The following is a 25,150-nucleotide window of genomic DNA, read 5'->3' as shown; positions in this document are numbered from 1 at the left end:
CGGCTTATAATTCCGGTCTTTCCCCACGCAAACCCGGCGGAGTAATTGCCATGAAGGCCGACATCCATCCGAACTACAAAGAAGTCGTCTTCCAGGACCTGTCCTCCGACTTCGCGTTCCTGACCCGTTCCACCCTCTCCAGCAAGGAGACGGTGAAGTGGACCGACGGCAAGGAATATGCCCTGGTCAAGGTCGACATCACCTCCGCTTCGCACCCGTTCTACACGGGCAAGCAGAAGGTCATGGACACCGGCGGCCGCATCGACCGCTTCCGCCAGCGCTACGCCAAGTAAGCGCGCGACCCGGGGCAACCCGGGCCGGCGAGACGAGAGGCCGCCCCCCGGGGCGGCCTTTTCGTTGGCCACCCCCCGACCAAGGTTCATGCCGCTTTCACTGACTTGCGCGCGGCCGCTGTGAGATACTTCGGCGCATGGTGACCGCCCCGGCGGCGCCTTCGATCGATACCAGCGAACGCCGCGCCAGAGCCCTTCGAGGATGCGGATCGCGCCCCCTGAAAGGAGTCAGCCCGTGTCCGACAACAAGAGCGTCGTGCTCAACGCCGCCGGCAAGAACGTCGAGCTTCCCGTCTATTCCGGCACCCTTGGCGCGCCTTGCGTCGATATCACCCGCCTGCCCAAGGAAACGGGCATGTTCACCTACGATCCCGGCTTCGTGGCGACCGCCAGCTGCCGCAGCGCGGTGACCTATATCGACGGCGACGAAGGCGTGCTGCTCTATCGCGGCTACCCGATCGAGCAGCTGGCCAAGCACTCCAACTTCCTCGAAACCAGCTACCTGCTGATGAATGGCGAGCTGCCCAACCCGGGCCAGTTCGCCAAGTTCGAGCACGAAGTCACCCACCACACGATGATGCACGAGGCCTTCAAGAGCTTCCTGCACGGCTTCCGCCACGACGCGCACCCGATGGCGATGATGTGCGGCATGATCGGTTCGCTGGCGGCGTTCTATCACGACGAACTCGACCTCGAGGACCCGGAACAGCGCCGTCTGGCGGCGATCCGGCTGCTGGCCAAGGTGCCGACCATTGCCGCCGCCTGCTACCGCCACTCGATCGGCTGGCCGATCCGCTACCCGCGCAACAACCTCGAGTACGTCGAGCGCTTCCTGCACATGATGTTCGAGGTCCCCAGCGAGCCGCTGACCCTCAAGCCGGTGGCCGCCAAGGCGCTCGACCTGCTGTTCATCCTGCACGCCGACCACGAGCAGAACGCCTCCACGTCCACGGTCCGCCTGGTCGGTTCGACCGGCGCCAACCCCTACGCCTGCGTCGCTGCCGGCGTGGCGGCGCTCTGGGGTCCGGCCCACGGTGGCGCCAACGAAGCCGTGCTCAAGATGCTGGCCGAGATCGGCCGCCCGGAGGACGTCGCCAAGGCCGTTGATCGCGCCAAGGACAAGACCTCGGGCTTCCGCCTGATGGGCTTTGGACATCGCGTTTACAAGAACTTCGATCCGCGCGCGACCATCATCCGCGAGATGTGTCACGAGGTCCTGGCCGAGCTGGGCGTCAACGACCCGATGCTGGAAGTGGCGATGCGGCTGGAAGAGGCCGCGCTCAAGGACGACTACTTCGTGCAGCGCAAGCTCTACCCGAACGTGGATTTCTACTCCGGCATCATCTACAAGGCGCTGGGCATCCCGGCTGAGATGTTCACGGTCATGTTTGCCATCGCCCGTACCGCGGGCTGGGTCTCGCATTGGCTCGAGCAGCAGACCGACCCCGAGGCCAAGATCGGCCGCCCGCGTCAGATCTACACCGGCGCCGCGAACCGGGACTACGTGCCGCTGGCAAAGCGCTGATCCACGGCGCGTTGTCTTTCGAACGCCCCGCTTCGGCGGGGCGTTCGTCGTTTCGGGCTTCCGTCAGTCGCCGCCGGCGATGAGCTGGCGCAGCGCGCTGGCGCTGGCACGCCGGAGCGGTCGATCCTCCAGCGCGTCCAGGGGCGGCTGGCGCAGCGCGGACAAGGGCAGTACCCAGAGTTCGAAGGCGATGCCCCCGGCTGCGAACTCCCAGCAGGGCAGGGGACGCGCCTGTTCCCGCGCAAGCCGCAGGCGCCGGGTGGACTGGTCGGCCGGAATACGCTGGTCGTGCAGGAAGCGGGCGATATCGTCCGGGTTGTCGGCATGCAGATGGAGGCAGACCGGCGTATGCGCGCCTACCGGTCCCTCCAGGGCCGCGCCGCTCAGCCGCGGGTCAAAGGCGGCGAAGAAGCCCATTGCCTCTTGAGCGGCCTCACGCAGTGCCTGAAGGCGTGAGGATGGGGCCTCGCCTCCGAACAGCCGCTGGTGCGCCTGCAGGGCCTCCCGGATCTCGTCGCCGCCGGGGAAGCTGGCCTCATCGCGAATGCCCAGCTTTGATGCGGCCTTGCGCAGCGCCTGGGCCGGGTCGTGGTGCGCGCCGGTAGCAAGAAGCCTGGCCGCCTCCTGCGCCAGCTGCTGGCGCCGCTGGCGCGTGCGGGGGTCATCCTGGCGGCGAACGGGCATAGGCGATCTTCCGGCGTCAGAAAATGTCGAAGGCCTCTTCGTTGCTCAGTTCGGGGTCGAGGTCGAAGCCGCTGTTGCTGATTCGATCGTATTCCTCGGCCTTGAAATAATCGACGACCGAGCCTGGTGTGCCTTCGGGCACGATGCGGCCGCTGCTGGCGTCCACCGAAGCGACGATGATGCCGGCCGGCACCGCCGGCTCCTGCACGGGCACATCCTGCAGTGCGGTGCGCATGTAGCCGATCCAGATCGGCAGCGCCGCCCGTCCGCCGTACTCGCCGCGGCCGAGGCTGTTGAAGTCGTCGTTCCCGACCCAGACCGTGGTGACCAGGTCGCCACCGAAGCCCGAGAACCAGGCGTCGCGGTAGTCGTTGGTTGAACCGGTCTTGCCGCCGATATCCTCGCGCTCGAGCACGCGCGCGGCCGTGGCGGTGCCGCGCTTGACCACGTCCTTCATCAGCGAACGGACCAGGAACGCGGTGCGTTCATCGATGGCTCGTGGGGCCAGCACGCGCTCGCCCTCGGCCGCTGCAGCGGCCGGGCCGGCGGCGGTCGCGGCCTCGGGCGGCGGCGTGGCGCTTGGCGCGCTTCCGAAATCGAAGCCGTCCACCACCGTAGTGGCCCGCTGTTCGCCCGCGGCCCGGCCTGGGCAGCCGGCGCAGGCGCGGGCTGGATTGGTCTGGCTCAGGACCTGGCCGTTGCGATCGAGCACTTTTTCGATGAACCAGGGATCGATGCGGTAACCGCCGTTGGAGAAGACGGCGTAGCCGCGCGCAATCGACAGCGGCGTCAGCGACGAGGTGCCCAGCGACATGGAGAGATTCGGCGGCAGGCTTTCCTGGCTGAAGCCGAACTGGGTGATGTATCGGCTCGCGAAGTCCACGCCGATGGCGTCGAGCAGGCGCACCGACACCAGGTTGCGCGACTGCACCAGCGCTTCGCGCAAACGCATGGGGCCTGCGAAATTGCCGGCATCGTTCTGCGGCCGCCAAACGTTGCCGGCACGATCGCGGAACACCACCGGCGCGTCGAGCACGATGCTCGCGGGCGAGAATCCGCGCTCGAATGCCGCCGCGTAAACGAAGGGCTTGAAGCTCGAGCCAGGCAGGCGCTGGGCCTGCGTGGCGCGGTTGAACTTGTTCAGGCCGAAGCTGAAGCCGCCGACCAGGGCGCGGATGGCGCCGTCCTCGGGCTGCAGCGACACCAGGGCCGCCTGCGCGACCGGGATTTGCGCCAGCACCCACTCCGGCGCCGGGGGCGGCGCATCGGAATCGGCGCCGGCCTTGGCCACTACCGGCAGGACGGAAAAGCGGACCACATCGCCGCGCTTGAGCAGCTGGCGGGGCGGTTTTCCAGCCCAGCGCGTCGCCTTGGCGTCGAGCAGAACGGGTTCTGCGCCCGCCACCAGCAGGCGCGCGGCGTCGCCTTCGAAGCCGGTCACGATGCCGGCTGCGAGTCCACCCAGCGGCGGGTATTGGCGCAGGCGGGCGCGCAGTGCCGCCTCATCTTCGGCCTCGGCCAGGTCGAGCTGGGCCTCGGGGCCGCGGTAGCCGTGGCGGCGGTCGTACTCGAGCAGTCCCGCCTGCACGGACTGGGCCGCCGCGGCCTGATGCGTGCCATCGAGCGTGGTGTAGACGCTCAGGCCGCTGGTCGTGGCCTCGGCGCCGTAGCGCTGCTCCATCTCGGCGCGGACCATTTCGGCGACGTAGGCCGCGTCCACTTCAACCTTGGGCTCGTGCGGGCTGGCGTCCATCGGCGCAGCCTGCGCGGCCAGCTCCTGATCCACCGTAATCATGCCTTCCTCGCGCATCCGCAGAAGCACGTAATTGCGTCGCACCAGCGCGCGTTCGGGATTGATGATCGGGTTGCCGCTCGACGGAAATTTCGGGATCGAAGCCAGGGTCGCGGCCTGTGCCAGCGTCAGCTGGTCTAGCGATTTTCCGTAGTAATAATCGGCCGCCGCCGCGACGCCATAGGCGCGGTTTCCGAAAAAGCTTTTATTGAGATAAAGCTCGAGAATTTCGTCCTTTTCCAGCTCTCGCTCCATCTTCAGCGCCAGGAAAATCTCGGTGAGTTTGCGGGTATATGAGTACTCCGCGCTCAGGAAGAACTGCCGGGCAACCTGCTGGGTGATGGTGCTGCCGCCGGGGACCCGGCGGTCGTCGGTGGTCGCCAGCAGCCAGACGGCGCGGGTGATGCCGCGCCAATCAATGCCGGGATGCTCATAGAAGCGGGCGTCTTCAATCGCGACGAAGGCCTGCTTGACCGGCAGCGGGACATCCTCGATATCCACCGGGAATCTGCGGGTCTCGCCGATCAGGGCGATCAGCCGGCCATCGCGGGTGTAAATGCTCAGCGGCACCTGGAGCTGCACGTTTCGCAGCTCCTGGACGTCCGGCAGGCGGGGCGATATCAGCCAGTAAAGGACCGCCAAGGTGAGCACGCCCAGTAGGGCGAGTCCGGCGAACAGGTATAGTGCCCGGCGCAGCAGGCGGACAAAACGGGCCATCCAGGGCCTCTCCCGAGGTTTACATCGACGTGGGGCAGGGAGTATAGAACGAGGGCATGGTCGGGAGCCGCCTTGGGGGAGGCCGGTTTCCGGATCGGATTGCGTCTAGGAAGGGGAGCGCAAGGCAAGCTGAACAGGGGTCCCGTCGGCCAAAAGCGGGGGGGCATTGCCATTTGGCAATTTTTCGTTATTTAATGTAACGGCGCACCTATTGCTTGTAAGCGCCCGTCGGAAGGGGATAAACCGTGGGTCTTTTCGGAAATACCAAGACACCGCTCGTCGGTCTGGACATCAGTTCCACGGCCGTCAAGCTTTTGCAGCTCACCGAGTCAGGCGGGCGCTATCGCGTGGAACACTACGCGGTGGAGCCGCTGCCGCCCAATGCCGTGGTCGAGAAGAACATCGTCGAGGTCGAGGCCGTCGGCGAGGCGATCAAGCGGGCCGTGGCCCGCTCGGGCACCAAGGCCAGGCACGCGGCCGCCGCCGTCTCGGGCTCGTCCGTGATCACCAAGATCATCCCCATCCAGGGCGACCTGGACGAGGATGACCTCGAGGATCAGGTCCAGCTCGAGGCCTCGAACTACATCCCGTACCCCATCGACGAGGTCAGCATCGACTTCGAGGTGTTGGGTCCGATGCCGAGCAATCCGGAGATGGTGCAGGTCATGCTGGCCGCCTCCCGGACCGAGAACGTCGAGCTACGCCAGTCGGCCCTCGAGCTGGGCAACCTCACCGCCAAGGTCATCGACGTCGAGGCCTTCGCGATGGAGAACGCCTTCAAACTCGTCGCTGACCAGCTTTCGGTGCCCAAGGACGCGATCGTCGCCCTGGTGGACATCGGCGCGACCATGACCACGCTCAACGTGCTGCGCGGCCAGCGCAGCATCTACACCCGCGAGCAGGTCTTCGGCGGCAAGCAGCTGACCGACGAGGTCATGCGCCGCTACGGCCTGAGCTACGACGAGGCGGGACTGGCCAAGCGCCAGGGCGGCCTTCCGGAGAGCTACGAAGTCGAGGTGCTGGAGCCGTTCAAGGAAGCGCTGGTCCAGCAGGTCAGCCGACTGCTGCAGTTCTTCTACGCCGGCAGTGACTTCAATCGCGTCGACCAGGTGGTTCTGGCCGGCGGCTGTGCGTCGATCGCCGGCATTGCCAACCTCGTCGAGGAGCAGCTGGGCGTGCCCACCGTCATCGCTAACCCGCTCGCCAATATGGCGCTCGGCCCCCGTGTCCAGGCCCATGCCCTGGCGCAGGATGCCCCGGCGCTCATGATTGCCTGCGGTCTGGCCCTGAGGAGCTTCGACTGATGGCCAGAATCAACCTACTTCCCTGGCGTGCAGAGCGGCGCAAACTGCGTCAGAAGGAATTCGTCGGCATGCTCGGCCTCGCGGCTGTGATCGCGCTGCTCATCAGTTTCCTGATCGTCATGTACTACAGCGGCCAGATCGAGGGTCAGCAGGCGCGCAACCAGTACCTGCGCCAGCAGATCGTGCTCGTGGACCAGCAGATCAAGGAAATCGAGGAACTCGACCGCAAGAAGGCCAACCTGCTTGCGCGTAAACAGGTGATCGAGCAGCTGCAGGCCAGCCGTTCGCAGATGGTGCACCTGTTCGATGAGCTGGTGCGCACGATCCCGGAAGGCGTTCGTCTTAGTTCGATCCAGCAGAAGGGCCAGACACTGACCCTCGAGGGTCGCGCGCAGTCGAACGCCCGCGTCAGCTCGTACATGCGCAATCTGGAGGCATCCGGCTGGATGACCAGCCCGGACCTGAGCATCATCGAGACCAAGGGCGAGGACAAGGGCCTGCCCAATATGTTCTCGCTCAAGGTCACCCTCAAGAACCCGAGCGCCGTTGACGACGAGGCCGCTGCCGCCGCCGTGGCGCCCGCTGCTGCCGGAGGTGCCCTGTGAGCAGCAAGAAAGTCGACCTCCGAAACCTGGACTTCAACAACTCCGGCGCCTGGCCCTTCCAGGTCAAGATCGGCGCCTGCATCCTGCTGATTGCGATCGTGGTGGGTCTGGTCTGGTACCTGAAGGTGAGCGACCAGCGCCTGCAGCTCGAGTCCGAAGAAGGCACCGAAGTCACCCTGCGCGAGGAATTCCAGGGCAAACAGGGCCGCGCCTCCAACCTTGAGCCGCTCAAGCAGCAGCTGGCCCAGATGGAAGTCATGCTGCAGCAGATGCTTCGCCAGCTGCCCAGCAAAAACGAGATGCCCGACCTCATCGTCGACGTCTCCCAGACGGCCCTGGCCAGCGGCATCAACAATGAGCTGTTCCAGCCCGGCGCCGAAACCCAGCTTGAGTTCTACGCCGAGAAGCCGATCGCGCTGCGCATGGTGGGCACCTACCACCAGTTTGGCGCGTTCGTCAGCGGCGTCGCTTCGCTGCCGCGCGTTGTCATCATGACCATGCACGACATCCAGCTGAAGCCGCGCGGCCCCGGCGATGCCACCCTGGTACTCGAAGGAACGGTTAAAACCTACCGTTACCTGGACGAGGACGAGGAAATGGCGGGTGCTGGCTCCACCGGGGAGGTGAAGTAATGGCTGCTCCGAACTACCGCAAGATCGCCACCGGCCTGCTGCTGGCTTCGGTCGTGGTCTCTCTCAGCGCCTGCACCCGCGGCAGCCGTGATCTCGAGGCCTGGGTGGCCGAGGTCAAGGCCCGCCCGGCGCCGCCGCTGGATCCGCTTCCGGTAATGAAGCAGTTCGAGACCTTCGAATACGCCGCGCAGAACCTGCGCGATCCGTTCAGCGAACCCAGCGCCGATCGGGACGGGGACAACGGCCTTCGGCCGGACCCGGACCGCCGCAAGGAGGTCCTTGAGGCCTTCCCGCTCGACAGTCTGGACATGGTGGGCACCATTGGCGCGGGCGATACGGTGATTGGCCTGATCATGGGCCCGGACCGCGTTACCTACCGGGTTCGCCCGGGCAACTACATGGGACTCAGCGATGGTCGCATCACGGCGGTCTTCGAGGACCGAATTGAGATGGTCGAACTCGTACCTGATGGGGCCGGCGGTTGGCTTGAGCGTCAAGCCAAAATCGCCCTTGAAGACAATTGATTGGGGGAATGCACGATGACCGCGAATAAAACGATGGGCGAGGGGATGGGCACCAAGCGCACTTGGTTGCTGGCCATGGGAGCGCTCGCTGTCGGACTGACGACGTCGCTGTCGGCCATGGCGGCGAACGTCCTTCAGGACGTGCGCTACGCCTCGGCGCCCGGTGGAAAAGTAGACATCACCCTGCAGTTCGCAGAACCGGTGGGTGACGTCCAGGCTTTCACGACGGACACTCCGCCGCGAATCGCCCTGGATATCCCGGACACCACCAACGGCATGACCCAGCGCCGCGTGGTGATCGGCAGCGGCGCCACCTCTGCGGTCTCCGCGGTGGAAGCCGACGGCCGGACGCGGGTGGTGGTGGACCTGTTCCGCCCCGCCGCGTACACCACCCGGAGCGCCGGCAACCTGCTGGTGCTGACGGTGGATGCCGGCGCCCAGCCTAGCAACACGATGGCCAGCGCCGCTGACCCGTCCAAGCGCGTCGCTACCGACATCGAGGTCGCCAACATCGACTTCCGTCGCGGCGAGAACGGCTCCGGTCGCGTCGTCCTTCGCTTCAACGGTGACGGCGCCACCGCCGACATGCGTAATGAAGGTTCCCGCGTCGTGGTCGACGTCGCCAACGCCAGCATCCCGGAGAACCTGCGCCGGCGCCTGGACGTGACCGATTTCGCCACGCCGGTCCAGAGCCTCGAGCCGAATGCCAACGCCGGCAGCACCCGTCTGGTGATCAACACCAACGGTGCTTTCGAGTCCATGGCCTACCAGACCGGCAACGAGTACGTGATCGAGATCGCGCCCAAGCGCGGTTCCGTGATCGCCGCCGCCACGCCGGCTCGCGCCGCGGGTGCGGTGGCCGGTCCGTCGGCTCCGCAGCGATACGCGGGCCGTCCGGTGACCTTCAACTTCCAGGACGTGCCGGTTCGGACCGTGCTGCAGCTGATCGCCGAGGAATCGGGCCTGAACATCGTCGCCTCCGATACGGTGGCCGGCAATGTCACCCTGCGCCTGATCAACGTGCCCTGGGACCAGGCGATGGAAATCGTCCTGCGCGCCAAGCAGCTCGACCAGCGCCGTGACGGCAACGTGGTCTGGGTTGCCCCGCAGAAGGAAATCGCCGAGTTCGAGAAGGCCAAGGCGGATGCCCGCATCGCCAACGAAGAGCGCGAAGAGCTGGTGACCGAGTACATCGCGATCAACTACGGCAATGCCGAAGAGATCGCCCGTCTGCTCACCGAGGACAGCAAGTCCAGCAGCGGCGGCGGAAGCGGTGGCAGCGGCCAGCAGACCAAGGGCTTCCTGTCGGCCCGCGGCAGCGTTAGCTTCGACAACCGCACCAATACCCTGCTGCTGATCGACACCGCGAAGAAGATCGACGAAATCCGCACCTTGCTGGCCACCCTCGACCGCCCGGTCGATCAGGTGCTGATCGAAGCCCGCATCGTCGTGGCCTCCGAACAGTTTGCCCGCGAGCTGGGCGTGATCTTCGGCGTCCAGGATCGTGTCGGCACGCTGCCTGCCGGTGCCGCCGCTGGCGAGACCACGACCGATTCGGGCTTCCTGATCGGCCTCCCGACGGCGACCCCGGCGGGTGTGCTGAACCTGAGCATCCTGCGCAGCGACATTTCGCTTGACCTCGAGCTCTCTGCGCTTGAGGAAGAGGGTCGCGGCGAAGTGGTCTCCAACCCGTGCGTGATTACCGCCAACCAGCGCGAAGCGATCATCCGCCAGGGCGACGAGGTCGGTTACCTGACCATCCAGCCGGCGACGACGCCGGGTCAGGTGGCCACTGCGACCGTCGAGTTCAAGGAAGTCCTGCTTGAGCTCAAGGTCACCCCGACCATCACCCAGGACGGTCGCGTCTATCTGAACCTGATGGTGAAGAAGGACGAGGTTGCTGAGTTGATCGCCAACCCGGCCGGTGGCTTCGTGCCGCAGATCTCCAAGCGCGAAGTCAGCACCGCGGTGCTGATCGACAACGGCCAGACGGTCGTGGTCGGCGGCGTCTACGAGTTCAGCTCGCGCGAAGACCTGCGCAAGGTGCCCTTCCTGGGCGACCTGCCGGTCCTTGGCAACCTGTTCAAGAACAAGTCCAAGTCCAGCGAGAAGGCCGAGCTGCTCATCTTTGTGACCCCGCGCATCCTGCCGGTGTCGCGTCGCAACTGAGCCTTGTCCGATAGCCTGAACCGGAACGGGGCCGCGAAAGCGGCCCTGTTTCGTTGTGTCTAGAGAGTGCCCACGGAATGACCGCATGGCCAAGCTGAGAATCAAGCTCGCGCGTGGCGAGGTCCTGTTTCGTGAAGGCGAAGAACCGGGCACCGCTTTCCTGATCGAGTCGGGCGAGATCGAAGTGCGCACGCGCCAGCGTGGCCGGGACGTGATCCTTAGCGTGTTGGGTCCGGGCGAGTTGGTCGGCGAGATGGCGGCGATCGACGACTCGCCGCGCACGGCCACCGCCCGTGCGCTGGAGGACTGCGTGCTCTTCCCGATCGATCGCCACCAGATCGCGGAACGACTCGCTGCCACCGATCCCATCATCCGGTCCCTGCTGGAGGGTCAGCTAAAGCGCTATCGCGGCGCTTTGGCGGCCCTGCAGGGCAAGCAATCTATCCCGGACCAGCAGACGCCGTCCGAGCGACTGGGCATTGACCGTATCCGGCTGGACGCACAGCTGCGCGAGGCGTTGGCGGAAGGGCAGTTGGAGCTGAGCTTCCAGCCGTTGTTGGACGTTCCCCTGGGCCGCATCGCCGGTTACGAAGCGCTGGTGCGCTGGGAGCACCCCGAACGCGGGGCGATTTCGGCGGCAGAGTTCGTGGCGCTGGCCGAGGAAACCTCGTTGATCGTGCCGGTTGGCGAGTACGTAATCGACACCGCCTGCCTGGCCATTGCCCGGCTGCTCGCGGCGGGCGCCGATCCGGCTCCTTTCGTCGCGGTCAACGTGTCCGCGCGGCAGCTGGCGCACCCCGGCCTGATCGAGCGAATTGTTGAGCGCGTGGACGCCGCGGGATTGCCGCGCGGCAGCCTCAAGCTGGAGATCACCGAAAGCCAGGTGCTCGACTACGGCCTTGCCGGCGGCATCATCGAGCGCTGCCATCGGCACGGCATCATGGTCGCTCTGGATGACTTCGGCACCGGCTATTCAAACCTGTGCCACCTGCACCAGCTTCCCTTCGACACCATCAAGGTCGACCAATCGTTCTCGCGGGACATGTTCGATTCGTCCCGTGCCATGGCCATTATTGAAAGTGCCGTCTATCTCGGGCGCGCCCTGGGCGCTGAAATCGTGGTGGAGGGCATCGAGACGCCTGCCCAGCTCGAGGCCCTGAGGCGCCTCGGCTGTCGCTACGCGCAGGGCTATCTGATCGGGCGACCGCAAACTCTGGCGCAGCTGCTGGCCACGCCTTGGGATGCATCGCGGCTGGTGTAAGATTTCGGGGTTCCCGTCCAAGGACTGCCGATGCCGTCGCTGTCGCTGCACACCCGCATGCTCATTGGTTTCGTCGTGGGCGTTTGCCTGGGACTCGTTGCCAACCTCATGTTCGCCGACGCGACCTGGCTCGCGGCCTTGGTGAAGTACGTCGCCGACCCCGTTGGCCAGGTGTTCCTGCGGCTGCTGTTCATGCTGGTGATCCCGCTGGTGTTCTCGGCCCTGGTACTGGGCGTGGTGGAGATCGGCGATCCGCGCTCGCTCGGCCGTATCGGCGGCAAGACCCTGGTCTGGATCCTGGTCGTGACGACGCTTGCGGTGAGTATCGGCCTGGTGATGGTCAACCTGATCGAACCGGGACGGGGCATTCCGCCCGAACTGGGTCGGGAAATCATGGCCCAGACCGGCGAACGCGCCGCCCAGATCGCCGCCGGCCGCGAGGCCGTGTCGGGCATCGATATCCTGCTCAACATCGTCCCGCGCAATCCCGTGCAGGCCGCCGCCAACGGCGACCTGATCTCGGTCATGTTCTTCGCGCTGATGTTCGGTATCGCGGCCACCGTGATTCGCAGCGACGGTACCCGCGCCTTCGTGGCCACGGTGCAGGGCGTCTACGATATCTGCCTCAAGCTGATCGACTGGGTCATCCAGCTGGCACCTTACGCGGTGGCGGCGCTGCTGTTCTCGATCACCGCGAAGCTCGGCATCGACGTGCTTATCCAGCTCGCTCGCTTCGTCGCCACGGTGCTGGCGGCACTCGCGGTGCATTTCTTCGTGGTCTTCCCGATCTTGCTGCGGGTCTTTGGCGGCATGTCGCCGCTGGTCTTCTTCCGCGGTGCGCAGCCGGCCCTGTTGACGGCTTTTTCCACCTCTTCGTCCAGCGCCACCCTGCCGACTACGCTGAAGGTGACGGAGGAGGTCCTGGGCGTGCCGCGTCGCGTGGCGCGCTTCGTATGCACCCTGGGTGCGACCGCCAACATGAACGGCACGGCCCTGTTCGAGGGCGTCACCGTGCTGTTCCTGGCGCAGTTCTTCGGGGTCGAACTCAGCCTTCTGCAGCAGGCCATGATCCTGATGCTGTGCATGCTCGGCTCCATTGGTGCCGCGGGTGTACCCGGTGGCTCGCTGCCGGTTATCGCGATGATCCTGGCGATGTTCGGGATTCCGCCCGAGGGAATTGGCCTGATCCTTGGCGTCGATCGCCTGCTGGACATGTGCCGGACGGTGGTCAACGTCGGCGGTGACATGGTGGGCTCGGTGGTCATCGGCCGTAGCGAAGTCGGCAAGGCACCGCTACAGATGGTGGACGAGGACCTGCCCGCGTAGCACTCGCGCAGGCAGCGTGCAACCGCGACAGCGGCCGCCGGGTCGGAGACAATAGCGCCCCGTCGGCCCGGCCCCGGGCCCCGATCTGGACGCCCCCATGACCACGCCCTCCCGTCGCGAACTCGCCAACGCCATCCGCTTCCTCGCCATTGATGCCGTGGAGGCCGCCAAGTCCGGTCATCCCGGCATGCCGATGGGCATGGCCGACATCGCCGAGGTGCTCTGGAACGACTTCCTGAGCCACAGTCCCGAGAACCCGAAGTGGTTCAACCGCGACCGTTTCGTGCTGTCCAACGGCCACGGCTCGATGCTGATCTACGCGCTGCTGCACCTGAGCGGCTATGACCTGCCGATCGAGCAGCTCAAGCGTTTCCGCCAGCTGCACAGCAAGACCGCCGGCCATCCGGAATTCGGCCACACCCCGGGCGTCGAGACCACCACGGGCCCGCTGGGCCAGGGGCTGGCGAATGCGGTGGGCATGGCGCTGGCGGAAAAGCTGCTGGCCCAGCGCTACAACCGCCCCGAGTTCGACATCGTTGATCACCACACCTGGGTCTTCCTGGGCGACGGCTGCCTGATGGAGGGCATCTCCCACGAGGTCGCTTCGCTGGCGGGCACCTGGGGCCTGGGCAAGCTGATCGCGTTCTGGGACGACAACCGCATCTCGATTGACGGCGACACCTCGGGCTGGTTCACCGACGACACCGCGGCGCGCTTCGAGGCCTACGGCTGGCAGGTGATCCGCAAGGTGGACGGGCACGATCCGGTTGAAATCACCCAGGCCATCAAGACCGCCCAGGCCGAGACCCAGAAGCCGACGCTGATCTGCTGCCGCACCACCATTGGCTTCGGCTCGCCGGCCAAGGCGGGCAAGGAATCCAGCCACGGTGCACCGTTGGGCAAGGACGAAGTGGCCGCGACCCGCGCCGCCTTGGACTGGCCGCACGCGCCTTTCGAAATCCCGCAGGCGATTTCCGACGGTTGGCGCGCCGCCAATACCGGCCTGGTCCGCGAAGAGCAGTGGAACCGGCTGTTCGACGCCTACGCCAAGGCCTATCCGGAGCAGGCTGCCGAACTGGTGCGGCGTTCGCACGGTGAGCTGCCCGAGGGCTTTGAAGCCGCCGCCGAGGCCTACATCCAGCGGATGCAGCTTGAGGGGCCGGTGGTGGCCTCGCGCAAGGCCTCGCAGATGGCCATTGAGGCTTTCGCGCCGATGCTGCCGGAGTTGATCGGCGGCTCCGCCGACCTGGCCCATTCCAACCTGACGCTGTGGAAAGGCAGCAAGTCCGTCACCACCGACGATGCGAACGCGAACTACGTCCACTACGGCGTGCGCGAGTTCGGCATGAGCGCGATCAGCAATGGCCTGGCCCTGCATGGGGGATTTATTCCCTACGACGCCACCTTCCTGGTGTTCTCGGATTACTCGCGCAACGCCCTGCGCATGTCGGCGCTGATCCCGACGCGGGCAATCCATGTATTCACCCACGACTCCATCGGGCTGGGCGAAGACGGCCCGACCCACCAGCCGGTCGAGCACTTGGCGGCGCTGCGCTACATCCCCAACAACGACGTCTGGCGGCCGTGCGACGCGGTCGAGTCGGCGGTGTGCTGGCACGCCGCCATCGCACGCACCGAAGGCCCCAGCTGCCTGATCTTCAGCCGCCAGAACCTGGTCCACCAGCCGCGCACCGCGCAGCAGGTGGCCGACATCGGCCGCGGTGGCTACGTGCTGTCGGATCCCGGCGAAGCGCGCTTCGACGTCGTGCTCATTGCCACCGGTTCAGAGGTCGAGCTGGCGATGGAAGCGATGCGCCGGCTCGCGGCCGACGGACTCAAGGCGCGTGTGGTTTCCATGCCCAGCGCCGAAGTGTTCGAGCGCCAGCCGCTCGAGTGGCGCGAGGCCGTGCTGCCGTCGTGGTGTCGCAAGCGGGTCGCGGTCGAGGCCGGCGTTACCGGCTTCTGGGGCAAGTACGTGGGCCTGGACGGCGCAGTGGTCGGCATCGACAGCTTCGGTGCCTCTGCCCCGGCCGACCAGCTCTATGCGCACTTCGGCATTACGGTTGAAGCGGTGGTCGCGGCCGCAAAGGCGCTCTGACCTCTGCGGGCGGCCGGGCGGCGTCCTAGGCGGCGCGGCCCGGTGAGCAGAATGCCGTGTGCAGGGTTTCTATGATGTCGTGCACCAGGCCATCCGAGACCGAGTAATACACCGCCTGGGCTTCGCGCCGGGTGCTGACCAGGCTCTTCTCCCGCAGCACCGCCAGGTGCTGCGACAGGGCCGACTGGCTCAGATCCACCAGCGCGTTGATCTCGCCCACCGACATCTCGCGTTCTATCAGCAGACACAGGACCCGCAGCCGCTGCGGGTTTGCCATTGCCTTGAGCAGGTCGGCCGCCGCTTCGGCCTGGGCCTGCATCTGCTGGCCCGGGCTGACGGCCAACGGGACGGGTGACGGAGTCACGCGCCGGCCACCTCGCCACCCGCCTCAGTCCAGGCCAGGTAGCCGCCGGCCAGCGACATCGGTTGGGAGAAACCCAGGCGCAGCAGAGCCTCGGCCGCGAGGGCCGAACGGCCGCCGCTGCGGCAATACAGCACGATCGGCTGGTCGCGATGCGCCAGGGCCGGGTCGCGCTCACAGTTGACGGCCGGATGACCGTCCACCTCGAACTCAAGCACGCCGCGCGGGATGCTGCTGGCGCCGGGGATATGGCCGGCGGCGAATTCACCCGGCTCGCGTACGTCCACCACCGGCACGCCGCGCGCCTGAAGCGCGCCCAGTTCCGCGGCGTCAATCTCAGTGATTCGGGACTTCGCCTCGGCGAGCAGCTGTTGGATGGTTTGACGCATGTCAGGACACCTCAAGGGAGAAGGGCCGTATTATGCTTGAAAACTAATTAAGATGTCGCTAATATATAGAGGCCGGTTCATCTTCCGGCCAGCAGGAGGTTCCCGTGGCGAATATCGTGATCCTGGGTGCAGGTATAGGCGGCATGAGTGCGGCCTACGAATTGCGGGCGGCGGTGGGCAAAGACCACGCCATCACCGTGGTTGGTGAGAGCCCGATGTTTTCTTTCACGCCGTCCAATCCCTGGGTGGCGGTGGGGTGGCGCAAACCCGCCGACATACAGATCGGGGTGGAACCGCATCTCGCAAAGCACGACATCGCCTTCAATGGCGTCGGCGCTGAGCGCGTGGTACCCGAGGAGAACCACCTGTTGCTGCGCGATGGCAGCCGGCTTGACTACGACTACCTGGTCATCACCACCGGCCCGCGCCTCGCCTTCGAGGACGTGCCTGGACTCGGGCCCGAGGGTCACACTCATTCGGTCTGCACCACGGCCCATGCCCAGGCGGCGTGGCAGGCCTACGAGGCATTTCTGGCCAACCCCGGCCCGGTCGTGGTCGGCGCCGCTCCCGGCGCGAGCTGTTTCGGGCCCGCCTATGAGTTCGCAATGATCCTCGACGCCGACCTGCGCAAGCGCAAGCTCCGCGATCGCGTGCCGATGACCTATGTCAGCAGCGAGCCCTACGTGGGCCACATGGGCCTGGGCGGTGTCGGTGACTCCAAGGGACTGCTGGAGGCGGAGTTCCGCCAACGCCACATCAAGTGGATCACCAATGCACGCATCACCTCGGTCGAAGCCGGCAAGATGCAGGTTGATGAGGTGGACGCGCGCGGAGCGTCGCTGGCGACGCACGAGCTTCCGTTCTCATACGCCATGGTTCTGCCGGCCTTCGCTGGCGTGGACGCGGTGCGCGCCGCAGAAAAGATGTGCAACCCGCGCGGCTTCGTGCAGATAGACGCGCACCAGCGCAACCCGACCTACGCCAACGTGTTCTCGGCCGGCGTCTGTGTCGCTATTCCACCCGTGGAAGTCACCCCGGTCCCTACCGGCGCGCCCAAGACCGGCTTCATGATCGAGTCGATGATCACGGCGATCGCCCACAACATCGCGGCGGAACTGGCCGGCAAGCCGGCTGACGCCATCGCGACCTGGAATGCGGTTTGCCTGGCCGACATGGGCGACACCGGCGCTGCTTTCGTGGCGCTGCCGCAGATCCCGCCGCGCAATGTCACCTGGGCCAAGGTCGGCAAGTGGGTGCATCTGGCCAAGGTTGCCTACGAGAAGTACTTCCTGGCCAAGATGCGTTCGGGCAATACCGAGCCGATCTACGAGAAATACATCCTCAAGCTGCTCGGCATCGAGCGCCTCAAGTAAACCCCACTTTCCAAGGAGAATTCCATGAACGTTGACCGTGCCGTGATGGCCTTTGCCGGCGTGATGATCCTCGCCAGCGTCACCCTGGCTTATTTCTTCAGCCCGCTATGGCTTCTGCTGACGGGCTTCGTCGGCCTGAACCTGCTGCAGGCGTCCTTCACCGGCTTCTGTCCGGCGGCCATGCTGTTCGCAAAGCTGGGCTTCAAGTCCGGCTGCGCCTTTAACTGAGCTGTGCCGATGACGCGCCTGCGCCTGCTGCCCTTCGCCCTGCTCGCCGCCGCCGCCCTGTCGGGTTGCGGCGAGGATCCCGTGGCGCCCGCTGACGCGTCACCGGTGGCCTTCGAAACCCTGGTGGTCGAAGCGCGCGACAGTGCGCGCGAGCGGCGCTGGGACGGCGTGGTCGAGGCCGTGAACCAGGCCACCCTGTCGGCACAGACCGCCGGCCGGGTTCTGGAACTGCCGTTTGACGTGAACGACTACGTCGAGGCCGGGCAGGTGGTGGTTCGCTTCACCGATGTCGAGCAAGTGTCGGCAAAGCGCCGCGCATCAGCGGCGGTGAGCTCGGCGCAGGCGGCAGCGGCCGAGGCGGAGCTGGCATTCAAGCGCACCGAGGAATTGGTGTCCCGCCAGCTGCTGGCACGGGCCTCGCTCGACCAGGCCCGGGCACGGCGTGACGCGGCCCGCGCGACGCTGGATGCAGCGCGCGCCGGTGTCAGCGAGGCGGGCGAGCAGGTTGACTACACCGTCATTCGCGCACCGTACTCCGGGATACTTACCGAGCGCCACGTCGAAGTGGGGGAGGCCGTGCAGCCGGGCCAGCCGCTGGTGTCCGGGTTGTCGCTGGATCGTCTGCGGATCAATGTCGAAGTGCCGCAAAGCGACATCGCCGCCATCCGTGAACACGGTGCGGCGGCGGTGCTGTTGGACGACGGCCGGCGCATCGAAGCCGAGCGCGTCATCATCTTCCCGTATGCGGACCCGGCCACGCACAGCTTCAAGGTGCGCGTGGAACTGCCCGAGGCAGACACCGGCCTGCAGCCGGGCATGACCATCAAGACCGCGTTCAAGACAGGCGAGGCCCGCCACCTTTGGGTGCCTCGTTCCGCACTGGTGACGCGTAGCGAGGTCACTGCGGTCTACGTGGTGGATGCCCGAAACCGCGTCGTGCTTCGTCAGGTGCGCCTGGGCCATCGCGAAGGCGATGCGGTGGAAGTGCTGGCCGGCTTGTCCGACGGCGATCGCATCGCCGCTGATCCGGTGGCGGCGCTCGCCCACCTTGCCCAGGCCGGAGTGCGTGACGATGGCTGAGCCACGTTTCGGACTGTCGGGCCGGCTCGCCCGCGCCTTCCAGGCCAATCCTCTGACGCCGGTGCTGGCGATTGCAGGCCTGCTGCTGGGCCTGTTCGCCACGATGATCACGCCGCGCGAGGAGGAGCCGCAGATCGACGTGACCATGGCCAACGTGATCGTGCCCTTCCCGGGCGCGCCGGCCGAGGACGTGGAGAACCTGGTCAGCTATCCGCTCGAGCAGGCCCTGTCCGAGATCGAGGGCGTCAAGCACGTCTATTCCATCAGCCGCGCCGGCTCGTCGCTGGTCACGGTTGAATTCTCGGTGGGCGTGCCGCGCCAGGACGCGCTGGTGCGTCTGTACAACCAGGTGTACTCCAACGCTGACTGGGCGCCACCGGGGCTCGGCATCGGCCAGCCTCTGGTGCGACCGATGGGCATTGACGACGTGCCGGTGATGGCGCTGACGCTGTGGACCGACGATCCCGCGCGTGGCGCGACGGAACTGGCCGAAGTCGCGCATTCGCTGGAGGCCGAGATCAAGCGCGTGCCCGGCACTCGCGACGTCTACACGATTGGCGCGCCGGAGCGCGCGGTGGTGGTCGAGCTTGATGCCACGCGATTGGCCTCGCACGGCATGACCGTGGACGACCTCGCCGGTGCACTCGCCGCCGCCAACACCGTCACCCAGGCCGGCGACCGCGTGGTCGCCGGCCAGGTGCTGCCCCTGACGGCTGGCCAGTACCTGGCGGATGCGCAGGAGGTGTCTGAGCTTGTGATCGGCCTTGCCGGTGGCCGCCCGCTGTATCTCGCCGATGTCGCCGATATCCGGCGCGGCGCCGACCTGCCGACCCAGTACGCCTGGTACACCGCGCCGATCGGCAAGGCCCGGCCGGACGGCGGTGTCGCGCCCGCCGTTACCATCGCCGTGGCCAAGAAGCCGGGCGCGAACGCGGTGGACATCACCCGCGCCATCAGTGAGCGGCTCGAAGGCCTCAAGACCACGCATATTCCAGAAGGCGTGAACGTCAGCCTGACCCGGGATTACGGCTACACCGCCAATGACAAGGCGATGAAGCTGATCCAGAAGCTCTTCTTCGCGACCCTTTCGGTGGTGTTGCTGGTGCTGTTCGCGCTGGGCTGGCGCGAGGCCATCGTGGTCGGTAGCGCGGTCGTGCTGACCCTGGCGCTGACCTTGTTCGCATCCTGGGCGATGGGCTTCACCATCAACCGCGTCTCGCTGTTCGCGCTGATCTTCTCCATTGGCATCCTGGTGGACGACGCCATCGTGATCGTCGAGAACATCCACCGGCACATGCGCCTGGGCGGAAAATCGCTGCGCGAGGCGATTCCGCCGGCAGTGGACGAAGTCGGTAGCCCGACCATCCTGGCCACCTTCACCGTGATTGCAGCGCTGCTGCCGATGGCCTTCGTATCGGGCCTGATGGGTCCGTACATGCGGCCGATCCCGATCAATGCCTCGGTCGGCATGCTGCTGTCCTTGGCGATCGCGCTGACGGTGACGCCGTGGCTGTCGCTGAAGCTGCTTGCCCGCCACACCGGCGGCCATGCGGAAGCCGACGACAAGAAGCAGGAAGGCCTTTCGGTGCGCCTGCGTCGTCTGTTCGAGCGCGTGCTGCGGCCTTTCCTGCACGTGGAGCAGGGCGCCCGGCGCCGGAAGCTGCTGTTCCTGGGCATCGGTGCGGCCGTGGTTGCCGCAGCCGGCCTGGCCGTGGTGCAACTGGTGGTGCTCAAGATGCTGCCTTTCGACAACAAGTCCGAGTTCCAGGTGGTGGTGGACCTGCCCGAGGGAACGCCGCTGGAGCGCACCAATGCGCTGCTGCTGGAGCTGGCGCAGGAGCTGTCCACCGTCCCTGAAGTGCTTGACGTGCAGGGCTACGCCGGCACCTCCGGCCCGGTGAATTTCAACGGTTTGGTGCGCCAGTACTACCTGCGCGCCGGCGCCCATGTCGGCGACCTGCAGGTGAACCTGGTGGACAAGCACGACCGGGATCGCCAAAGCCACGAGATCGCGCGTGCGGTGCGTCCGGCGCTGGCTGCCATCGGCGTGCTCTACGGCGCTTCGGTGAAAGTGGTGGAAGTGCCGCCGGGCCCGCCCGTGATGTCGCCACTGGTGGCCGAAGTCTACGGTCCGGATGCGACCCGCGCCCGCGCCATCGCCAAGGACCTGCAGGCGCGTTTCATGGCAACCGAAGGCATCGTTGATGTCGACAGCTCGCTGGAAGCCGAAGCGCCGCGCGAGCTGGCGATCATCGATCGCGGCCTGGCCGCGCGCCTGGGCGTGAGCCAGGCCGCCATCGCGCAGGCGCTTCAGCTGGGCGTGTCGGGCCTCGACGCCACCTACCTGCGCGACGGGGCGTCCAAGTACGCGGTACCGGTGCGCCTGCGTTTGCCGGCCGGCGACCAGGCCAGCCTTGAGCAGCTGCTCACGGTTCGCGTGCGCGCGGGCGATGGCCGGCTGGTGCCGCTGTCGGAGCTGGTGAAGGTCGTGCGCCAGCCTTGGGAAACCATGATCCATCACAAGGACCTGCTGCCGGTCGTTTATGTAACCGGTGACGAAGCGGGTGATCTCGACAGCCCGCTGTACGGCATGTTTGACCTGGTTGGTCAGGTGAGCGATACGCCGCTGGCCGGTACGCCGGTGGAGCAGCGCTTCCTTTCGGCGCCGGACTCGGGCCTGGGCTTCGCCATCAAGTGGGACGGCGAATGGCAGATCACCTATGAAACCTTCCGCGACATGGGCCTGGCCTATTCGGTCGGCCTGTTGCTGATCTATTTGCTGGTCGTGGCGCAGTTCCGCGACTATCTGGTGCCGCTGGTGATCATGGCGCCGATCCCACTCACCGTGATCGGCGTGATGCCGGGCCATGCGCTGCTGGGCGCCCAGTTCACCGCCACCAGCATGATCGGCATGATCGCGCTGGCCGGCATCATCGTGCGCAACTCGATCCTGCTGGTGGACTTCATCAACCAGTCGATCGCCGAAGGGCTGCCGGTGGCAGATGCCGTGATCGAAGCCTGTGCGGTCCGCGCGCAACCGATCGCGCTGACGGGTCTGGCGGCCATGGCGGGTGCATTCTTCATCCTCGATGACCCGATCTTCAACGGCCTGGCGATTGCGCTGATCTTCGGCATCCTGGTGTCGACCCTGCTGACCTTGGTCGTAATTCCGCTGCTGTACTTTGTCTTGCTCAGCGCTCGCGCGCGCAAACAGGGAGCCACCGCATGAACCTGACCTTCCGCTTCGTTCCGCTGCTGACGCTGGGCCTGCTGGTCGGGTGCGGCAGTGAATCTCCTCCGACGCCAGTTCCTGAGGCTGCAATCCAGGCGCCGGCCGCGCCGGTCGTCGTCGACCCGGCGCCGGTCGAGCAGCGGCAGGCCGAGGCGGCGCAGGACCGGGCGCGGTTGGCCATGAAAGATTTCAGTGAGCGTCTGCGCGGCCAGCTGCGCGAATCCATGACCCGCGATGGCGCGCCTGCCGCGGTGGATTTCTGCCACGACCAGGCGCCGCTGATCGCCGACCAGGTCATGGCTGAGCACGGCCTGCGCCTGGGGCGCATCGCGGTGCCAGGCCGCCACCGAAATCCCGACCATGCGGCCGACGGCTGGCAGGCGGAGGCGCTGGCCTCGTTCCAGTCGGCCGTCGATCGCGGCGCGGCACCCGAGGCGCAGGTGGCCGTGATGCAGGACGCATTGCCGGCAGGCGTCGCGCTGCGCATGGCGCGCGGTATCCGGGTCGAAGCGGGCTGCCTGATGTGCCACGGCGCCAGCATCGCGCCGGAGATCGCAGCGCGTATCGAACAAAACTACCCCGGCGACCACGCCACCGGCTTCCGCGAGGGTGACCTGCGGGGTCTGGTTTGGGTAGAAGTGCCGGTCGCCGCGGCGGCTGCGCCGTGACCGAGCCGCTGGTACTGGCTTGTCCGCACTGCCACGGCATGAACCGCGTGCCGGGCGACCGTCTGGCGGCCGCGCCCAACTGCGGGCACTGCCACCGCGCCCTGTTCAATGGCGCGCCGCTGGTGTTGGGCGTGGACCACTTCGCCGCCCATGCCGATCGCAGTGCGCTGCCGCTGCTGGTCGATTTCTGGGCGCCCTGGTGCGGCCCATGCCAGATGATGGCGCCGCACTTCGAGCGCGCCGCGGCGATGCTTGAGCCGCAGGTGCGGCTGGCCAAGGTTGATACCCAGGCCGAACCGACGCTGGGCCAGCGCTACAACATCCGCAGTATCCCCAGCCTGGTGCTGTTCCGGCAGGGCCGCGAAATCGCGCGCCAGTCCGGCGCCATGGACGCCAACAACATCGTGCGCTGGACCCAGCAACAGCTGGGCGCGTAGTCGTTCTTCTCGACCCAAGGAGTTTTCGTGAGCCAGTCTTATCCCGATCTGATCCATGACCTCAACGCCGCCATCGCGACCTTGCGCACCGGTGCTCCCGGCACGATGAAGGCGTTCGGCAGCCTCGCCCGCGAGGCGTTGGCGCCCGGCGCGCTGGACGTCAAGACCAAGGAACTGCTGGCCATCGGCATCGCCATCGCCACCCGCTGCGACGGCTGCATCGGTTTCCACGTCAAGGCCGCCATGCACGCCGGCGCCAGTCGCGAGGAGGTGCTTGAAACCGTCTCGATGGCCATCTACATGGGCGCCGGCCCGTCGATGATCTACGCCGCCGAGACCCTGCGCGCGTTCGACGAGTTGGCGCCTTCACCTTCGCAGGCTTAGGTGCCGGGGGTCCACTCCCAGGCCAGGAACAGGCCGCGACCGGGCTCGTTCACCTGCACCGGATTCGGATTGAAGGGATCGAGATTGGCGCGGTTGAGATGTTCCGCGTAGCGGCGGTCGAATACGTTCTTCATGTCCAGACGCAGGCGATGCGCCCCGAAGGCGCGGCTCCAGCCGAGATCCAGCACGCCGAAGCCCGGTGTCTGGCGCGCGTCCAGACCGCTGCCGGTCGCGATGTCGTCGTCCACCCGATCCTGGCGCGCCGCGCCGCGCAGACGTGCGGTCCACGCGCTGGCGCCGCTGTCCCAGACCAGGGCGACGGCGCCGTTGGTCGCCGGCATTTGCGCCAGCGGACGATCGTCGTCAAGGTTCTGGCCGCGGACCCAGGCCGCTTCGGCCTCGAGCGACAGCGTCGCCGTCCACTGCCAGCGGGCCTCCAGCTCCAGGCCGTGCAAGCGCGCGTCCACGTTGCGATAAACGGTGGCGCCGTCGGCGACACGCACGCCGTCCTGGCCGCGCGCGCGGTCGCGCAGGATGTAGTCCTCGGCGCGATCAACGAAGGCAGCTGCGCTGGCCGTGATGTTGTTGCCGGACCAGGCCAGGCCGAGATCGAGCTGATGATGCTTCTCCAGCGCCAGGTTCGGGTTTCCGATCCAGCGGCCCGCCGGCATCGCCGATGTGGCGGCGAGGTAGCGTTCGGTGGCGTCGGCCGCGCGCACCGTGCGGCTGAGGCCGGCGAAGGCCGTGAGGCCGGTCGTCAGCGGCTGTTCGAGGCGGAGCAGGCCAGAAACACCGGTTTCGCTCCAGTTAGTGTCGGTGCTGCCGTAGTACATCGCGTAGAACCCGGCCGGCGTCATCGCCATCGGCGAAGGGCGCTGGCTGGCGCGGCGTGCTTCGGCGTCGAAGCGGTCCACGCGCAGGCCAAGCGTCAGCTCGCCTTTGCCCCAGGCGCGGCGCCCTTCACCGAACACGCCGGCCTGGTCCAGGCGCGCGTCAGGCCACAGGAAAGCGTTGATCTGATTGAGTGCGCCCGGATTGGGGCCGGCCCAGCGCGTGGCCTGGCGGCGGTTGGCGGCCACGTCCAGGCCAAGGTCCATGGACCACGCGCCCAGCGTCCTGGCGAGGCGGAGGTCACCTCCCTGGGTGTCCGAGCTGGCAGGCACCCGCATGGCCATCGCCGCCTGCGGCCGCAGGCTGAAGTTGTCCATCACGTGGTCCACTTCATTGCGCCAGGCGCGCAGCGCCAGTTCGCCGCCGGCGAGGTCGCGACGATAGTCCAGACGCAGGCCCGTCATGCGATCCAATGGCGCGTCCATGCCGGCGCCGGCAAAGCGGGCGTCCAGGGTTTCGGCGCGTTCGATACCCAGTTCGAGGGTGCCGGCCTCGCCAAAATCGCGCCCGGCCATTGCGTTCACGGACCGGCGGCGGAAACCACTGCGCACAGCCTCGCCGTCGCCGTCCACGTAGTCGCTGTATTCGGCTGCGCCGGCGTCCATGCGCAGGGCGGTCTGTATGCCGCGCCACAGCAGTTGGCCATCCGCGCGCCACTCCAGTCCGTTGTCACCGGTGGCGGCGCCGGCCCGACCGGACGTGCCGGCCTCCGCCGACCAGGGCAGCTCACGTTCCATCAGGATCGTGCCGCCGGTGCCGCCGCTGCCGTAGGCCAGGCTCTGCACGCCCTTGACCACGACCACGCGGTCCACCGCCGACGCCACGCTGAAAGACGTCGGCGGGTCCATGCGATTGGGGCAGGCACCGAGCACCACGCCGCCGTCGCTGCGGATATTGAGCTGGCCCTGGGACTGGCCGCGAATCACGGGCTCAAGTCCATGTCCGCCCATGCGCCCGGCCGATACGCCGTTGATGTCGCGCAGCAGTTCGGCCAGGTCGCCCGCCGCCGGATCACGCAGCCCATCTGCCGCGACCGCTTCGTGGCCGGGAAGCGGACGACGCTCGCCGATCACTTCCACCTGCGGCAGTTCCGGCGGCAGGTCCGCGCCTGGGGCAGCGAGGGCGGCGGCGATGGCGAACGAAAGCATGGGCAACTCCGAAAGGGGAAACGAGGGAT

General features: G+C 66.8%; 21 protein-coding genes and 1 pseudogene. 17 read left to right on the top strand and 5 right to left on the bottom strand.

What is annotated here, in order from left to right:
* The first annotated feature begins 50 nt into the window (after positions 1–50).
* Together ACYVGY_RS07125 and ACYVGY_RS07120 are read left to right on the top strand one after the other, a co-directional pair.
* Positions 51–293, top strand: a complete 243-nt coding sequence (locus ACYVGY_RS07125) for a type B 50S ribosomal protein L31 (protein ID WP_460456772.1) — start codon at positions 51–53, stop codon at positions 291–293.
* Between the two features lie 235 nt (positions 294–528).
* Positions 529–1,818, top strand: a complete 1,290-nt coding sequence (locus ACYVGY_RS07120) for a citrate synthase (protein WP_460456771.1) — start codon at positions 529–531, stop codon at positions 1,816–1,818.
* Between the two features lie 63 nt (positions 1,819–1,881).
* Here the strand turns inward: ACYVGY_RS07120 and ACYVGY_RS07115 are convergent, their stop codons facing one another.
* Together ACYVGY_RS07115 and ACYVGY_RS07110 are read right to left on the bottom strand one after the other, a co-directional pair.
* Positions 1,882–2,502: a hypothetical protein gene (locus ACYVGY_RS07115; protein ID WP_460456770.1), complete on the bottom strand. Its 621-nt coding sequence runs from the start codon at positions 2,500–2,502 to the stop codon at positions 1,882–1,884.
* A 16-nt stretch (positions 2,503–2,518) separates the two neighbouring features.
* On the bottom strand, positions 2,519–5,011 hold the full coding sequence (locus tag ACYVGY_RS07110) for a penicillin-binding protein 1A (RefSeq protein ID WP_460456769.1): 2,493 nt from the start codon (positions 5,009–5,011) through the stop codon (positions 2,519–2,521).
* Positions 5,012–5,256: 245 nt separating this feature from the next.
* On the opposite strand from ACYVGY_RS07110, the gene ACYVGY_RS07105 reads away from it, so the two are divergent.
* From ACYVGY_RS07105 to tkt, 8 genes and pseudogenes are all read left to right on the top strand, one after another.
* Positions 5,257–6,315: a pilus assembly protein PilM gene (locus ACYVGY_RS07105; protein WP_460456768.1), complete on the top strand. Its 1,059-nt coding sequence runs from the start codon at positions 5,257–5,259 to the stop codon at positions 6,313–6,315.
* A pseudogene (locus ACYVGY_RS07100) lies at positions 6,315–7,010 on the top strand (PilN domain-containing protein). Before ACYVGY_RS07105 ends, ACYVGY_RS07100 begins: the two are co-directional and overlap by 1 nt.
* Complete coding sequence (locus ACYVGY_RS07095) at positions 6,947–7,552, top strand: type IV pilus inner membrane component PilO (RefSeq protein WP_460456958.1); 606 nt, start codon at positions 6,947–6,949, stop codon at positions 7,550–7,552. The pseudogene ACYVGY_RS07100 and the gene ACYVGY_RS07095 overlap by 64 nt, the downstream one beginning before the upstream one ends.
* Entirely contained in the window at positions 7,552–8,076 is a 525-nt protein-coding gene (locus tag ACYVGY_RS07090) for a pilus assembly protein PilP (protein ID WP_460456767.1), read from the top strand. The genes ACYVGY_RS07095 and ACYVGY_RS07090 overlap by 1 nt, the downstream gene beginning before the upstream one ends.
* Before the next feature lie 15 nt (positions 8,077–8,091).
* On the top strand, positions 8,092–10,245 hold the full coding sequence (pilQ, locus tag ACYVGY_RS07085) for a type IV pilus secretin PilQ (protein ID WP_460456766.1): 2,154 nt from the start codon (positions 8,092–8,094) through the stop codon (positions 10,243–10,245).
* Positions 10,246–10,330: 85 nt separating this feature from the next.
* Complete coding sequence (locus ACYVGY_RS07080; RefSeq protein WP_460456765.1) at positions 10,331–11,506, top strand: EAL domain-containing protein; 1,176 nt, start codon at positions 10,331–10,333, stop codon at positions 11,504–11,506.
* 30 nt (positions 11,507–11,536) lie between these two features.
* Positions 11,537–12,832, top strand: a complete 1,296-nt coding sequence (locus ACYVGY_RS07075; protein WP_460456764.1) for a dicarboxylate/amino acid:cation symporter — start codon at positions 11,537–11,539, stop codon at positions 12,830–12,832.
* Between the two features lie 97 nt (positions 12,833–12,929).
* Positions 12,930–14,930 carry a transketolase gene (tkt, locus tag ACYVGY_RS07070; RefSeq protein WP_460456763.1) on the top strand — a complete coding sequence of 667 codons (2,001 nt, stop codon included), beginning with the start codon at positions 12,930–12,932 and terminating at the stop codon, positions 14,928–14,930.
* A 25-nt stretch (positions 14,931–14,955) separates the two neighbouring features.
* Here the strand turns inward: tkt and ACYVGY_RS07065 are convergent, their stop codons facing one another.
* Both ACYVGY_RS07065 and ACYVGY_RS07060 read right to left on the bottom strand, forming a co-directional pair.
* Positions 14,956–15,249: an ArsR/SmtB family transcription factor gene (locus tag ACYVGY_RS07065; protein ID WP_460456957.1), complete on the bottom strand. Its 294-nt coding sequence runs from the start codon at positions 15,247–15,249 to the stop codon at positions 14,956–14,958.
* Between the two features lie 41 nt (positions 15,250–15,290).
* Positions 15,291–15,680 (bottom strand): rhodanese-like domain-containing protein, encoded by a 390-nt coding sequence (locus ACYVGY_RS07060; protein ID WP_460456762.1) that lies wholly within the window; start codon positions 15,678–15,680, stop codon positions 15,291–15,293.
* Between the two features lie 104 nt (positions 15,681–15,784).
* On the opposite strand from ACYVGY_RS07060, the gene ACYVGY_RS07055 reads away from it, so the two are divergent.
* From ACYVGY_RS07055 to ACYVGY_RS07025, 7 genes are read left to right on the top strand one after another with little or no spacing between them, the layout of a single operon-like run.
* Positions 15,785–17,053 carry an NAD(P)/FAD-dependent oxidoreductase gene (locus tag ACYVGY_RS07055; protein WP_460456761.1) on the top strand — a complete coding sequence of 423 codons (1,269 nt, stop codon included), beginning with the start codon at positions 15,785–15,787 and terminating at the stop codon, positions 17,051–17,053.
* Between the two features lie 24 nt (positions 17,054–17,077).
* Complete coding sequence (locus ACYVGY_RS07050) at positions 17,078–17,281, top strand: YgaP family membrane protein (protein ID WP_460456760.1); 204 nt, start codon at positions 17,078–17,080, stop codon at positions 17,279–17,281.
* A 9-nt stretch (positions 17,282–17,290) separates the two neighbouring features.
* Positions 17,291–18,361 carry an efflux RND transporter periplasmic adaptor subunit gene (locus ACYVGY_RS07045; protein ID WP_460456759.1) on the top strand — a complete coding sequence of 357 codons (1,071 nt, stop codon included), beginning with the start codon at positions 17,291–17,293 and terminating at the stop codon, positions 18,359–18,361.
* A complete protein-coding gene (locus ACYVGY_RS07040; RefSeq protein WP_460456758.1) occupies positions 18,354–21,590 on the top strand; it encodes an efflux RND transporter permease subunit in 3,237 nt (1,078 codons plus the stop codon). Before ACYVGY_RS07045 ends, ACYVGY_RS07040 begins: the two co-directional genes overlap by 8 nt.
* Positions 21,587–22,261: a Tll0287-like domain-containing protein gene (locus ACYVGY_RS07035; RefSeq protein ID WP_460456757.1), complete on the top strand. Its 675-nt coding sequence runs from the start codon at positions 21,587–21,589 to the stop codon at positions 22,259–22,261. Before ACYVGY_RS07040 ends, ACYVGY_RS07035 begins: the two co-directional genes overlap by 4 nt.
* A complete protein-coding gene (gene trxC / locus ACYVGY_RS07030) occupies positions 22,258–22,698 on the top strand; it encodes a thioredoxin TrxC (RefSeq protein WP_460456756.1) in 441 nt (146 codons plus the stop codon). The genes ACYVGY_RS07035 and trxC overlap by 4 nt, the downstream gene beginning before the upstream one ends.
* Before the next feature lie 27 nt (positions 22,699–22,725).
* Positions 22,726–23,082 carry a carboxymuconolactone decarboxylase family protein gene (locus ACYVGY_RS07025; RefSeq protein WP_460456755.1) on the top strand — a complete coding sequence of 119 codons (357 nt, stop codon included), beginning with the start codon at positions 22,726–22,728 and terminating at the stop codon, positions 23,080–23,082.
* Here the strand turns inward: ACYVGY_RS07025 and ACYVGY_RS07020 are convergent.
* Positions 23,079–25,121, bottom strand: a complete 2,043-nt coding sequence (locus tag ACYVGY_RS07020) for a TonB-dependent receptor domain-containing protein (RefSeq protein ID WP_460456754.1) — start codon at positions 25,119–25,121, stop codon at positions 23,079–23,081. The two genes, ACYVGY_RS07025 and ACYVGY_RS07020, sit on opposite strands and share 4 nt — an antisense overlap.
* Between the last annotated feature and the right edge of the window lie 29 nt (positions 25,122–25,150).

This window comes from Arenimonas alkanexedens (assembly GCF_054781355.1).
Note: the sequence above shows the minus strand (reverse complement) of the source record. Positions and strands in the feature narration are given on the sequence as shown.